Annotated in this window: 11 protein-coding genes; 8 read left to right on the top strand and 3 right to left on the bottom strand. The window is 39.0% G+C overall.

The features are described 5' to 3' along the window. Nucleotides 1-111: 111 nt before the first annotated feature. On the bottom strand, nt 112-1,005 hold the full coding sequence (locus BSF42_RS18410) for an AraC family transcriptional regulator (RefSeq protein WP_095954571.1): 894 nt from the start codon (nt 1,003-1,005) through the stop codon (nt 112-114). 287 nt (nt 1,006-1,292) lie between these two features. On the opposite strand from BSF42_RS18410, the gene BSF42_RS18405 reads away from it, so the two are divergent. The 7 genes from BSF42_RS18405 to BSF42_RS18375 all read left to right on the top strand — a co-directional run bounded on the left by BSF42_RS18405 (nt 1,293) and on the right by BSF42_RS18375 (nt 7,635). Beyond that, on the top strand, nt 1,293-1,910 hold the full coding sequence (locus BSF42_RS18405; protein ID WP_095954570.1) for a TetR/AcrR family transcriptional regulator: 618 nt from the start codon (nt 1,293-1,295) through the stop codon (nt 1,908-1,910). 4 nt (nt 1,911-1,914) lie between these two features. Next, a complete protein-coding gene (locus tag BSF42_RS18400; protein WP_095954569.1) occupies nt 1,915-2,541 on the top strand; it encodes a TetR/AcrR family transcriptional regulator in 627 nt (208 codons plus the stop codon). A 76-nt stretch (nt 2,542-2,617) separates the two neighbouring features. Beyond that, nucleotides 2,618-3,445 carry a universal stress protein gene (locus tag BSF42_RS18395; RefSeq protein ID WP_095954568.1) on the top strand — a complete coding sequence of 276 codons (828 nt, stop codon included), beginning with the start codon at nt 2,618-2,620 and terminating at the stop codon, nt 3,443-3,445. Nucleotides 3,446-3,614: 169 nt separating this feature from the next. Continuing rightward, a complete protein-coding gene (locus BSF42_RS18390) occupies nt 3,615-5,846 on the top strand; it encodes a DUF6055 domain-containing protein (protein ID WP_095954567.1) in 2,232 nt (743 codons plus the stop codon). Nucleotides 5,847-6,131: 285 nt separating this feature from the next. Beyond that, complete coding sequence (locus BSF42_RS18385) at nt 6,132-6,530, top strand: SDR family NAD(P)-dependent oxidoreductase (protein ID WP_095954566.1); 399 nt, start codon at nt 6,132-6,134, stop codon at nt 6,528-6,530. A 35-nt stretch (nt 6,531-6,565) separates the two neighbouring features. Continuing rightward, the gene (locus BSF42_RS18380) at nt 6,566-6,940 is read left to right on the top strand and encodes a response regulator (RefSeq protein WP_095954565.1); all 375 of its coding nucleotides are present in this window, start codon (nt 6,566-6,568) and stop codon (nt 6,938-6,940) included. 269 nt (nt 6,941-7,209) lie between these two features. After that, nucleotides 7,210-7,635 carry a response regulator gene (locus BSF42_RS18375; RefSeq protein ID WP_095954564.1) on the top strand — a complete coding sequence of 142 codons (426 nt, stop codon included), beginning with the start codon at nt 7,210-7,212 and terminating at the stop codon, nt 7,633-7,635. A gap of 206 nt (nt 7,636-7,841) precedes the next feature. Here the strand turns inward: BSF42_RS18375 and BSF42_RS18370 are convergent, their stop codons facing one another. Further along, nucleotides 7,842-9,350 (bottom strand): ATP-binding protein, encoded by a 1,509-nt coding sequence (locus BSF42_RS18370; protein WP_095954563.1) that lies wholly within the window; start codon nt 9,348-9,350, stop codon nt 7,842-7,844. Between the two features lie 795 nt (nt 9,351-10,145). Beyond that, nucleotides 10,146-12,137: a BCCT family transporter gene (locus BSF42_RS18365; protein WP_095954562.1), complete on the bottom strand. Its 1,992-nt coding sequence runs from the start codon at nt 12,135-12,137 to the stop codon at nt 10,146-10,148. 538 nt (nt 12,138-12,675) lie between these two features. Between BSF42_RS18365 and nhaA the strand changes: the two genes are divergently transcribed. After that, nucleotides 12,676-13,857 (top strand): Na+/H+ antiporter NhaA, encoded by a 1,182-nt coding sequence (nhaA, locus tag BSF42_RS18360; RefSeq protein ID WP_095954561.1) that lies wholly within the window; start codon nt 12,676-12,678, stop codon nt 13,855-13,857. The last annotated feature ends 21 nt before the right edge of the window (nt 13,858-13,878 follow it).

Genomic DNA, 13,878 nt, shown 5'->3' with positions numbered 1-13,878 from the left:
GGCTGTTTAAACGTGTATTTTACAGATCGAACAATAGTATTTAGCAGTCAGAGAGCAGCTCAGAAGAATCTACAGCAGGAAGTTTTTTTTTTAAAGCACGATTGCAGTGCATTAAAAATGGTCATTTTTTTTATAGTCTGAGGGAGTCTGTCCGGTATGTTTTTTAAAAAATTTGCTAAATACGGACTGATCTGAAAAGTTTAATTCCAAGGCAGCATCGCTGACAGAGATATGGTAATTTCGAAGCAGTATTTTGGCCTCGGTGACCAATACATGGTTTATGATCTCCCTGCTGGACTTCAGCATTGTTTTCTTGATCATTTTGCTTAGGTATTTTCTGGTGACAAACAGGCGGTCAGCATAAAACTGCACATCATGATGTTCCTTGAAATTTTCTCGAAGCAGCATAAAGAATTTTGTTGCAAGGTCTTCACCTCTGGGTGAAATAGGCTTTGTTATTTCAATACTTTTAAAGTAATTATCCACTTCGTAAATAAGCAGTGAAAAGGAATGCCAGATCAGTTCATTGAAATAGTAGTTATCCTGCTGGGTATTATTGAGCGATTGCAGCTGATTGAGATAAAATTTAATCCTTTCAAAGATTTCCATCTCACCGCTTATGATAATAAAAGGATTATTGGAAAAACTTTTTAAAATATCATTCGATCTGTAATTGAATCCAGCCTGCGAAATAAAGTCAAGGGTAAAAAGGATATATTTAGCCTTGTAATCGTCGGAAATATGATCGATAGTAAAAGTTTCATGCATGGGACAGAAAAGAACATCATTTGCTGTGATTTTTGATTTCCTGGCATTTACCGTGTAACTGCAGGATCCTTTTTCAATAAGAACCAGCGCAAAAAAATCTGCCTTATGCAGCATATTAAGCTCGATGTTGTAGTTGGTCTTATCCATGTCGCATACAACATATTCCTTAGTGATCAGATCTGTCTTAACCTGACTTATGAGTTCTTCCAGAGTCAGGTTATAAATTTGTTTTTCCATGCAGTGTTGAGAAATTATGCAGTCTTAAATAGGATTCATTTCGATCAATTCCAAATAAACCCAAATACAGATGCAAAGTTAAAATAAAGCGACAAATAAACTAATCTTGGCGATTAATCAACCATTTTCAATGTTGTACTTGCCAATATCTTTGTAAAATAAGTATAAAGGTTAATTTAAGTTTAAAGTAACAGGAGTGAAAGCTGTCAGTTTTCATTTGTGTATTGATTGTGCATTTAATTGATCAAAAGTGCTGTAGCAAAACTTGAATTTAAAAGGGTGAAGTCATGAAAAACAAACAACTGGAAATCCTGGAAACGGCCGCTGTGTTATTTTCGAAAGGGGGAATCAAGAAAACCTCCGTAGAAATTATAAGCCGTCAGTGCGGGATTTCCAAAAAGACATTCTATACGTATTATTCTGATAAGGAAGCTGTAATTAAAGATATAGTTGAAAATGCGCTGTCCAGAACAGAAAAATATGCAAGTACACTTTCTGAAACTTCCTCGGATGCCGCTTGCGATCTCATCCGTTTTTTTAAGTTCATACAAAACAATATAGCTGTATTTACTCCGGTGTTCATCAGTGATCTTTTCAAGTTTTACCCCGCTGTGAATGATTGTATTAGAGAATACCGATCCAAAAAATTCCTGCCTTTTTTTATGGAAAATATAAAAAGAGGAGTCCAGGAAGGCTGTTACAGGAAATCTGTTGATGGAAAGCTTACCGGAGAGTTATATTTCAGGCAGATCGATTTGACCTTGGAAGACGACTCCTTAACAGCTTTAGAAAAATTTACTGTTCTATCCTATATCAATAGTTTTTTTCTTCATGGTATTGTAAATGGCTTCGGAGTAAAGCAGCTGTATTCAGATGGAAACCAAAAGTGCAGTATAAAATTTTAATTAGATGAAGGCAGAAAAAACCATAAGAACTTATATGGAAGAAACCAGACAGCAGAAAATTATAGCTGCAGCCAAGTTCTTTTTTACACTCAAAGATTACAGTTCGTATAAAACATGGGATATCAGCTCCTACAATGAAACTAATCCGTCACTTGTAAATTATTATTTTCACAATAAGACAAGGATTTTCAATAAGGTAATCTTCCAAAATGTCATGGTACTTTTTAACACCTTACATGAAGTATTGGATGATAGAAAAAAAACTGCTGTTGAAAAAATTGAATTTTTAGTGCTGGAATATACCCATCTGCTTCTTGAAAAACCCGATTTCGCCATATTCCTTCTTAATGAAATAGTATCGGAGTCTGACAAAATAGATGTGCTTGTAATTATGAAAGAAAAGCTTTTTAATTCCTGCTTCCAGCTGCAGCTGCTGGAACTCAGGAAAAGTCGCTTAAATAATTTTAATCCTGGACAAATGCTATTGAACCTCATTGGAATGGTTCTTCTTCCCATAGTCAGTACAGCATTTCATTCTCATTCAGCAGTTGTTGTAAACAGGCAGTTTTATACCATGATAGGGGAAAGAAAAAAACTGCTGCCACTGTGGATTTCATCAATGGTTCAATAGCGGATCACAGGAAATTGGACAGACCGAAAATCGAAAAAATAAAGCAAAATAAAAATAAAATAATAAACTTAAAATCATGAATCCATCTCCACCCATAATTGCTGCTGTCAATTTTTCAGGTACAGCTGCAAATGCAGTAACCTATGCTGCAGGACTTGCCAAAACAATAGGATCAAAACTTATTCTTTTTAATTCTTTTACCTTGTCAATTCACAGTTCGAATTCAAGGATTTCAGCAGAGGGCATGCAGAAAGAACTGGAAAGCGCGGCATACCGTCTGGACTCTTTAGGAAAAGATATGGCTGCATTATTTGATATTGAAGTAGAATGTTTCTGCAGTTATTCGTTTTTAGAGCAGGAGCTCCAGCATATAATAGAGCAGTCAAAAGCATCCCTTGTAGTGATGGGAATGGCCGAGCGTACTTTTGAGCAGGAATTATTAGGGAATACAACCACTTCGGTAATCAAGAATTTAAATATTCCTGTTCTGGCGGTGCCTTTCAATGCTCGTTTTAAAGATGCCAAGAAAATACTCTTTGCCTGTGACAGCCTGAGTTTCTCCTCTGCGGAAAAATACAGCTGGTTTATGCAGATCGCAGCGGCCTTACAGGCTGAAGTAGAATTTTTCAGTGTAGATGAAAAAGTGGAATACCTCATTGAAGAACAAGGAAATAGGAATGCAGAAGATAGGGAAGCATTTGAAAATGTAAAATTTGTTTATAAAAGTATTAGATCCAGCACAGTAGTGAATGAAATCAAGCAGGAAATTACAAATTACGATGCCGATATTCTGGTAATGGTACCGCAGAAATACGGTTTTTGGGATTCTCTTGTCCACATCAGCAAAACCAGAATTATGGCTGCAGGTCTTGATATTCCGCTTTTGTCAATACCCAATTTTTAAGATAAAACCAGATTCCTATAAGCTAAGCTGTACAAATTTGCGTAGTGATTTGTACAGCTTAAAACAGGTAAAATAGTATTAATTTCAGCTAATATTGTATTATAAGTACTATATTTTCATATATACATTTACAGGAGAATAATATTCTTAACCTACTAAAAAATGTAATATGAAAAAACTTTTCTTACAAGTTCTGCTTTGTATTTGCAGTTATACTGCAATTGGACAAAAGACGCTCTTTACGCCCACAGAATGGAGTGATCCCAACAATGAATTTTACAATAAAGTATCCAGCTCCAGAAAATATGAATCTACCAATTTTGTAGTTTATTGGGGCGATAAGCTTGGTGCCAATCCGGCATCCTATTCCGATCCTGCATTGCGGTTTGTCCCAAAATCTGTGGCAGATACCCTTGAAACCAGCTTTAAACGCTACATAACCGATTTGCATTTAATTAATAATGCTCCAACAACAAATTTTGGAAAGTATAAGATCATCATTATGATGATGAACACCTGGAATTCTACGGATCCCCGCTTAGAAGCTTTTGCACAGGCAAGTTCATTTAGCAATACCATTGGCGCAATGTTTGTCCATCCGGAAGCTACCAGAGACGGCGGGGCCTTATCTCATGAATTTGCCCATACACTGCAAATGATGATGCGCATTCAGGAAAATCCGGGCAATGGAACCGCATTTGCCGGATACGACTGGGGCGGTCCTTTTTTTGAAGGGCATGCCAATTTTATGAGGGCTCAGGCATACCCGCAATGGGCAGAAATTGATGGTACTTTAACCAGATGGATACAGACCAGACATTTTATGTGGTCCTCTACCCGACATCACTATACCAACTTTCATTTGATGTACTATGTTCAGGAAAAAGAAGGATTTGATTTCACAAGGAGAATGTGGGCAGAATCGATCAATGAAGAGCATCCCCTTCAAACAATTAAGAGGTTAAAAGGATTTACACAAGAGCAGCTCGATGATTATCTTTGGGGATATGCCCAGAGGCAGCCTGCCTTTGACTATCCCATTCAATGGAATTCCCAAATAAATGCCGTCAGCAACTTTGGAAAAACCATTAGAAATGTATACAACAGCATCAAAACCAATATGCCGCGCTATACCAGCAGGCAGTATACACTGCTGACCAAAGTGGCGGGTACTACAGATCAATATTACACTAATAGTGACTGGGCGCCGCAGGATTACGGGCTCAATGTAATTCCACTGTATCCCACTTGCAGCGGTACTCAAAAGAAAGTTACCATTAAATTCAAAGGACATGCAGAGGTAAATCCGACTCAGGCCGGCTGGAGGTATGGTTTTGTAACGACAAAAGCAGATGGTACGGTATCACGTTACAGCCCAATGTATAAGACCGATGGTGAAGCTTCTTTTGCTCTTAGTACCGCTTCTGAGACCAATATTTATCTTGTAGTTTTTGCAGCACCAAAAGTCCATGTAAATTACAATATGGATGTTGGTTATCCAAAACAAAGAAGGTATCCTTATGAATTAAAAATTGCTAATGCCAATCCAGAGGGATTTCAGCCCGCAGCTGATTTTAGAAGTTTCCTTAAAACAAATGGACATCTGCACAGCAATGGAGGAGGATGGGTTTCTAATAATGCGAGTGTTGCATCAACAGTGTATGTAGGGCCGTATGCAGTGGTCAGAGCCGGAAATATCTCAGGGAATGCCCGCATAGAGGAATATGCAATGGTAGATGGAGGAACGATCAGCGGTAATGTAATTGTAAGGGGTAATGCATGTGTGTACAATGCGGTGTTATCTAATAATGCTGTCATTGAAGGCAATGCCTGGATGGAAGGAGGATCAGCTGCTAATACAGCTAATATTAAAGGCAATGCAATGCTGTTTGCTGGAAATTTTGGAAGTTCAGTTGTAGTAGGCGGCGATGCAGAAATTGGCAGCTGTTCAACTCCGGGCGTTTATCTGCAATTTCCCTATTGGAGAAATAACAGGACAGAATGCGATGGCAAAGGAGCCGGTGATTCCTCTAACATTGATATAAATACAGCATTTACCAATTTCACGGCTGCGCAGATGGCATTTAGTACAGCACCAACATGCACGGTAAGTACACTTTCTTCCAGTAAAGCTGTGCTTGATTCAGAACAGGATTTGAGTATTTACCCTAATCCAGCATCAACCAGCATCAGTATAACCTTTATGCAGGCCGAGAGACAAAATGTTGTTGTTTCATTGTTTGATATTAATGGGCGTAAGTTAAATGTTATCGCCAATCAAAGTTATGATGTTGGAAGAATAGAAATTCCGTTCAACTGCAGCCAATTGGTTAAAGGCGTTTATCTGCTTCGTATTGAAGCAGGACAAAGTGTAATAAACAAATCATTTATCAAGCAGTAGCTAATTTGTTATTTTAAATAGCACTTCTTTTATAAATAGTTGAATATTTCAGCAGTTTTAAGAAATCACAGCCTGCAGCATATTGATGCTGCGGGCTGTTTTGGTTCTCTATTAAATGCTTGTTTCAAATATGCTTTTTAGTGTTTTTGCCGTACTTATTAATGATGCATCCGAAGACAAAAAAACAAACAATCGGCACTGGAAAGGGCTCTTTGTAACGAAAAAGGAATATTGGTTATCGAGATAAATGTGTGCGAATCTTAAAACAGGCTGAACAATCTTTTTATGGATATGCTGAAATCCAGAAAGGAGGCTGCTATAATTACTACAACCTCGATACTGAGCCTGACACCTTCGCTGATCGAAGCCACTTATTCTTCATCAAAAACGGCGCTGGCTTTCTATACCCGATCGCTCAGGGAACATCTGCGCATTACTGGCAGCAGCCTTAAAATATTTGAACTGATCCCGCCTCTTGTGGCAACTGAAATGACCGCCGAGCGAAACGACAAGAAAATATCGGTTGAAAAAATGGTTCAGGGACTCCTTCATGGTTTGTCCAAAGATCATTATACTATCCGGGTGGGCGATGCAAAACTATTCAGTGTGATTAACAGGTTTTTTCCAAAAATCGGCTTTAAGCTGGTCAATCCTAAAAAGAGCTGGCACTTTTTAAAGCACTGAGATCAAACCTCTTTTTTTCTTTTTTCTAAAACGCCATGTTATATAAAAAGATACTCCTAATAGACGATGATAGTGATGATACCGATGTATTTCTGGAGGCTGTCAATTCACTCGATAAAAATATCAACTGCCTTGTCCAAAATAATCCAGTCCAGGCCCTGGAGTATTTAAAAAATTTAGAAATACTGCCAGATTTAATATTTGTGGACTTCAATATGCCGGTTTTAAATGGAAATGAACTTATTGGCAGAATGAGTAAGGTGGTAAGATTACAGGATATACCAGTGATTTTATATTCTTCCTATTCAGAAACTGCAGCGGAGAGGCTCTCTATCATCAATGACTCACAGTATATTACAAAGCCCAGCAATTTTAATGAATTGGTCGCTGTATTAAAAGAAATTCTGTAATAATATCCAAGCTTTACTTATCAAACAAAGCTCCAGCCTAAAGCTTTAAGGTCTAGTCTTTATGGGATATTAGCTTTGAAAATGCCTTTTGCCTCGATTCTGCCTCGAAAACTAGCAGAGGTGAACCATTCCAAAAACAGACTTAAACTTATGTGGTAAAATAGAGTTATTCTCTGCGATATAATCTGTTTAGTAAACTCACTTTTATCCGTTTATTTTATAAAAAAAAATGTACTTTAGTTGTGTATTAATCCAAGATGCTAGATAAAATGAACAGAAAAGGACCCATAATTATTATCGAAGATGATCAGGACGATCAGGAGATTTTACAAGAAGTTTTTGATAAACTTTCCTACCCAAATAAAATTATATTTTTCAGCGACGGCGAGGCTGCCCTGGATTTTCTTACCTCTTCTGATGTTGATCCTTTTATTATTTTTTCCGATATCAACATGCCCAAACTCAGCGGTATTGAGCTTCGTGAAAGGATTCACCAAAATGAAAGTATGCGCCTGCGCACAATTCCTTATTTGTTTTTTTCCACAAGTGCTGAGCAGAAGCACGTGGTGGATGCCTATTCAAAATCGGCCCAGGGCTTTTTTATAAAGCCGGCCGGTTTTAAGGAAATTGAAGAGACAATGAAAACTGTTATTGAATACTGGCTAAAGTGCGTGGCTCCAAACTATATAAAGTAATACAGCGCATTAGTTTTTGTTTTGTGCAGCTGAAAAAAAATATATAAGATAACGCATTTGATTACAGAAAGGCGGTCCTGCATCCATTTTTAGGTTCTCAGAAACTTCCGCCGCTTCACAATAAAAGTTAAATCTATTACAGACTTTGCTGCTCACTGCAATAGTGCAGTTTAATATAGATCAAAAGCAGCATACTTATGTAGTCATTATATACTCTCTGCGTTCTGTTTTATCGGAAGGGTCACTGTGAAGACAGCACCATTGTCTTTTTCACCATAAGCGGTAATGGTTCCGTGATGTCTCTTTACAATTTTTCGGCATAGGGATAAGCCCAGGCCGTTGCCCTCATACTGGTCTTTGGAATTTAATCTTTCAAAAGCTGTAAAGATTTTTTCAGAGAACGCGGGATCCATTCCAATTCCGTTATCTTTGATTATAATCTGTACGGCATTCTCACCATTAATTTCAGATTTGCTGCAGCTTATAATGACTCTTGGAGGCTGGTCTGCCTTGGAGAATTTAAGTGCATTTTGAAGCAGGTTATAAAACAGCTGGGTAATGAGAATGGGGGCACCTTGTATTTCAGGCAGATCATTAGCAATCAGCAGGGCGCCTTTCTCTTTGATAATGAGTTCCAAATCTGTTTTTATGCTCTCAATTATTGCATTGAGATCAATATTCTGGATGGACGTTTTGCTTTTATCAATAGTAGAATAACTCAGGATGCCTTCAATGATATTGTTCATTCTAAGGCTGGCATGATCGATTTTATTGAGATAATTTATGCTTTTATCGTTAAAATGGGTGTTTTTTTCATTACGAAGCAGGGTGTTGAAAATTTTAATCTTTCGTACAGGTTCTCTAAGATCATGGCTTACTACACTGGCAAAGTGAAGTAAATCGTCGTTAGATCTTTTGAGCTCCTCGGTGCTGTACGCCACTTGTCTTTGTAATTCCTGCTGAAATTGTCGCTGCTCGCTGATATCTTGGATGATTCCAATTATAGTGCTGGGAATGTCTTGTTCATTTTTAATGATTTTACCATCTATTTTAATCCAGCTTATTGATTGATCTTCATTGACAATTCGGGCTTCGTAGCTTATTTTTCCAGTGATTTCTGCTTCTTGATGCGCTTTTTCTCGAATTGGAAGGTCCTCAGGATGAAGTCTGGCAATTAGTTCTTGGTGCGCGATATCAGAATCAATGGAGCAGATGGAATTAAAATTTCTGCACGTTATGATTTTTTTTGATTCAAGGTCTATTTCATACATTCCTATTCCCGATGATTCTATCGCAATCTGCAGTCTTTCTTTTGCACATTGCACCTGCTGTTTGGCTGTATGAAGTTCTGTCACGTCCGTGCCGGTATTCATAACCCCGTAGACAGTTCCCTGCTGGTCTTTCAGGGGTATGAAACTATAATTAAAATAATATGTTTTTAAAATACCGTCCACCACTAGATCGACCTTTTTATTGTGTCCATGAAACGGAATACCGGTTTTCAATACTGTGAGTACCTGCTGAAAAAAAACATCATCTTTAATTTCAGGCAGCACTTCCAAATACTGTTTTCCAATTATATTAGGACCTTTACCCCAAGTATTTATCATGGCAGTATTTGCCATTTCTATGGTAAGGTTATCCCCGGAGTAAACTGCAATGGGCAGAGGGGTGTTTTCTACGATATCTTGTAAGAGCCTAATATCATACTGCATGGCGATTTGATTTTAGATTGTGCTGTGCGAAGCTAACTTGTTTTTAAGGTTAAAGAGTTATATAACAATGTAAATGAGTTTCACTATTACTATGTAGTTGCGTTACATCAGAGTTGTGAAAAAGAGTTACGTATCATATTTAAACTAAGTTAAAAAATAATTCTTTAATTTGTTTAATGATTTTTCTGAAATATTGAACAAATTATAATTTTTAACAATTTATTGCGCAATATATTGATATATAAAGGAAAGTAATGCGCTGTTCATTAAAATTTAGTACTTAAAATCTGAGCCAGCATAGCTGGTAAAGACAGGAGATAAAAAGAGTACTACTGCCGTTGTGAACAATGATTATGCCGGTCTATCAGGTAAATGCTGGATTATTGCTTCTAAATCCTGCATAGACGTTTAGTCCCCGGGCAGCTGTAGACTGTGGAGAATATTACTATTAGAAGAGATAATAGACTCGAAATGCCTTATATTGCTCTACATATTAAGCTTGCTTAATCAACTGTATAGCTTGGTTCTAACCCCGTTCTGGGCAGAATCAATTGCTGTAGTATGTTTATTTCAATAAATCTGAAGGTTCGTCCTTAATGCTAATTTTACTTTAAAATTGAAGTAGGGGTTTTATTATTGTGACAAAACAGTAAGGGTGTGAGCCGATTGCTTTTAATAACTGCTAATGCTGCACATTCCAATTTGAATTGATAACTGTACTTTACTTAACTTTCCATGAAAATGCCCACAAATAGGGGCTGACTTTTTGGGGCGCAGACCTACTGTTTTTCTTTTTTATTTACTGGTAAACATTTCATTTGATTCTTCTGCAGTAATGTCAAGAAATCTTTCGTAATGTTTCAACACATCGCTGATAAGTTCATTTTTTGTAAAATACTGCACATCATATCCTGGCCGGGTATCGCCAAAATAGGTTTTGGGATAATAGGTGCGGCTGTTTTGGAATTCAGGCAGATTCTGTTCCTCTACCAAAAAACCTGAGACTTTTTTGGACTGTACCTGTACGCCGTAAATGAAATTATGCACCCTGTCATGCGGGATCTGCAGCTCCACACTGAAAGGATCTGAGGCAGATTGGACCGAGGCCTGAATTCCTCTGTGGGCAAATTCCTCCTGTAGTTCCAGAAAAGCCTGTTCCGCTTTGATAATTATAAAGGCTTCTGCTGACCTGCGGTCTTTAAAAGTAACAATCTGTTTTAAGCGCTGTTTCCATAATCTTCCGGACCAGGGAACTGTGGAGACTGCAAAACTCCGCTGGTAGTAGCTGTAATCGATCACCAGGCCTTTCATTAAAGCCGCTGCCATAAAGAGCATGATTACAGCAAATGGGAGCGCGGTAATGAGTGTCATGGTCTGCAGCGCCTTCAGACCGCCTGCCTGCAGCAATAAAAGAGAGATTACAGCGAGCAGCGCGCCCCAGAAAATTTTCTGCCAGATGGGTGATACCTGTGAGTTTTTCGTTGCAATGCTGTCCATGACCAGGATTCCAGAATCTGCCGAGGTCATAAAAAATATAATTACAATAAGGATTACAACGGCCTTTGAAATAGAAGCAAAGGGCAGGTATTCCAGAAAGCTAAACATTAGCGCTTCCGGATTATCCACAAGGATGCTTAAGGCTCCATCTGCAATATGAAAATCCGTCCAGATCGCACTGCTTCCAAAAACCGACATCCAGATCAAATTAAAGAGTGTCGGAAGGAGAAGTACGGCTGCTACAAAAGATTTTATGGTGCGTCCTTTGGAAATACGGGCGATAAAAAGCCCCACAAAAGGAGCCCATGATATCCACCAGGCCCAGTATAAGATGGTCCAGTTGTAGAACCACGGCAGGGATTTTTCATCGTATACATGGGTATTGAAAGATATGGTAAAAAAACTGCTGATGTAGTTTCCCACACCTTGTGTAAAACTGCCTATGATATAGACCGTTGGACCTGCAATAAGTACAAATAGCATTAGTAGGACAGCTGCCGAGATATTAATGTTGCTTAAGATTTTGATTCCTTTACTGACTCCAGATATGGCCGAGAAAACAGCCAGCGTAACGAGCACCGCGACAATACCTGTCTGAGTGGCAAAATCCGCCTGCGGGATGATATTTAAGGCCTTGAGACCTGAATTAATCTGCACTACACCAAAACCCAGTGTGGTAGTAATACCGAAAAAGGTGCTGCAGAGAGCAAAAACATCCACAGCATTTCCCCAGCCGCCGTTAATTTTTTCTTTTAAAAGCGGATACAGACAGCTTCTCAGAGACAACGGCAGTCGATAGCGGTAGGTAAAATAGGCTAGGCAAAGCCCCACCAGCCCGTAAACGGCCCAGGCATGTATGCCCCAGTGAAAAAACGTATACAGCTGGGCATTTTCTGCCTGATTGTTATAATGGTTACCGGCAAAACCCTCACCAGCATAATGGGACATGGGCTCCGCAACCGCAAAGTACATCAGTCCTATTCCCATACCTGCAGCGAAAAGCATCGATATCCAGGAAAAGAAAGAATGTTCCGGCTCACTGTCGTTACTGCCTAGCTTGATGTTCCCATATTTGCTGCACATCAGGTACACCAGGAAAATCACAAATAAGGTGACAGACCAGACATACACCCAGTTCAGGTTTACAAAAATGAAGTTTTTGACACTTTCCAGTACGGCTTCTGTTGGTGCTGGAAACAAGACTGTAAAGGCGCAGATGCCTAGTATAAAGAGCAGCCCGGGAATGACTACGCCTTTGTCAAAGGTGGTGTTTTGTATAGTTTTTTTCATATAGGAAGTTTTTCAAAATACGATTCAATAGAGTATAGTGTTAAGCATGAGACAGCCTGATAATTAAAGAGTACTACAGCGGATAAAAAAACATGCAGCAGCTGCGGATAGTATGCATCAATGTGTTTTTGCTGCATACTGCTTAAGGGATACCGGCTTAGAGAGAAGCCGCGGCATAAAACGATCAGAGCGGTAATTGTACAGGCCTGACGAATTTACACAACTGCTGTTTTAAAGTCTTCGTATCAATAATTTCTATCATCAAAGTTAACCATATAAAAACAGATTGCAAGGAAAATACGAAATAGTTCGATATTTTGCTCTGTACTTTATAGCTGATTTGGATGTGCCTTTCCAGTTTTTTAATCTTTATTGCGTAAAATAACAATACATAGGCAGCATTATCTGCCAGGAGATAGGGTTCATAAACAGTTTTTCCACTATTGATATTCCAGTACAATTAAAAAACGCCTGGTTAGGATGCTTTTTTGTTTTGAACCTGCTGGTATTTTTAAGGGTTAATCACTATTTTTGTTAGATGGCAAAACTGATCAATCTTAAAATTTTTACGCATTTTTTCCAATCTTCCTCAGCAGGTGGTATCCTTCTTCTAATATGTGTACTGGTTTCTCTTATAATAGCTAATACAGGACTCGGAGTACATTTTAATGATTTTTTGGCGTATCGGCTGGGATTTGAGACAGCTGGTCTGCAGCTGCGGTATCCGGTGCTGCTTTGGATCAATGATGGCTTGATGGCTGTTTTTTTTCTACTGGTAGGCCTTGAAATTAAAAGGGAAGTGATAGAAGGAGAGCTTTCCTCTCTTCGCCATGCGGCCCTGCCGGTGCTGGCAGCTGTAGGAGGGGTTATGGTTCCCGCCTTGATTTACTTTCTTTTTAACGGACAAAGTCCTGATACTGCTAAAGGATGGGGAATCCCAATGGCAACCGATATCGCCTTTGCGCTTGGGATACTCTCCCTTTTAGGAGACAAGGTTCCCTCGGGGCTTAAAATTTTTCTTGCCGCGCTGGCTATAGTGGATGATCTGATTGCCATTTTGGTCATTGCGGTTTTTTATTCCTCTGAACTTCATTTTCTGTATCTGGGTTATGCAGGGGGTATATTTGTACTGCTTATAATTTTTAACCGTTTGGGGGTAAAGAACTTATTTTTTTACCTGGTGCCCGGTGTGGTGATGTGGTATTTTATCCATCATTCAGGCATTCATGCCACTATAGCCGGAGTGCTCGTGGCCTTAACGCTGCCTACTAATGAAGAAGACACGGACTCTCCCTTGGAAAAGCTGGAACATGCTTTGACTCGTCCGGTAAATTTTCTGATCATGCCTGTTTTTGCACTGGCCAATACTAACATTGCTTTTGAATCCGAAATGCTGCAGGGACTAACGGGGAATCTCGGACTTGGAATTATTCTGGGTCTTCTGCTGGGCAAACCCGTTGGTATTTTTCTAATGTCTTGGTTCTCGGTGAAAATCAGGGCAGCTGATCTGCCTGCCCAGACTACATGGACTCATGTGCTGGGACTGGGGCTTTTAGGCGGAATCGGCTTTACGATGTCCATCTTTATAGCGCTGTTGTCTTTTCAGGAGCAGGCCTATCAGAATGAGGCTAAATTTGCGATACTTACTGCTTCTATACTGGCTGGTGTATCAGGTTTTGTACTGCTGAGCTGGTATCATAAAAAGAAACAGCAGCAGTAGTTTTTGTTGATTCTTTTTAAG

It is taken from the genome of Flavobacterium sp. ACN6, from assembly GCF_002304005.1.
GTDB lineage: Bacteria > Bacteroidota > Bacteroidia > Flavobacteriales > Flavobacteriaceae > Flavobacterium.
The sequence above is the reverse complement of the archived record's forward strand: the minus strand, read 5'-3'. Positions and strand labels throughout refer to the sequence as shown.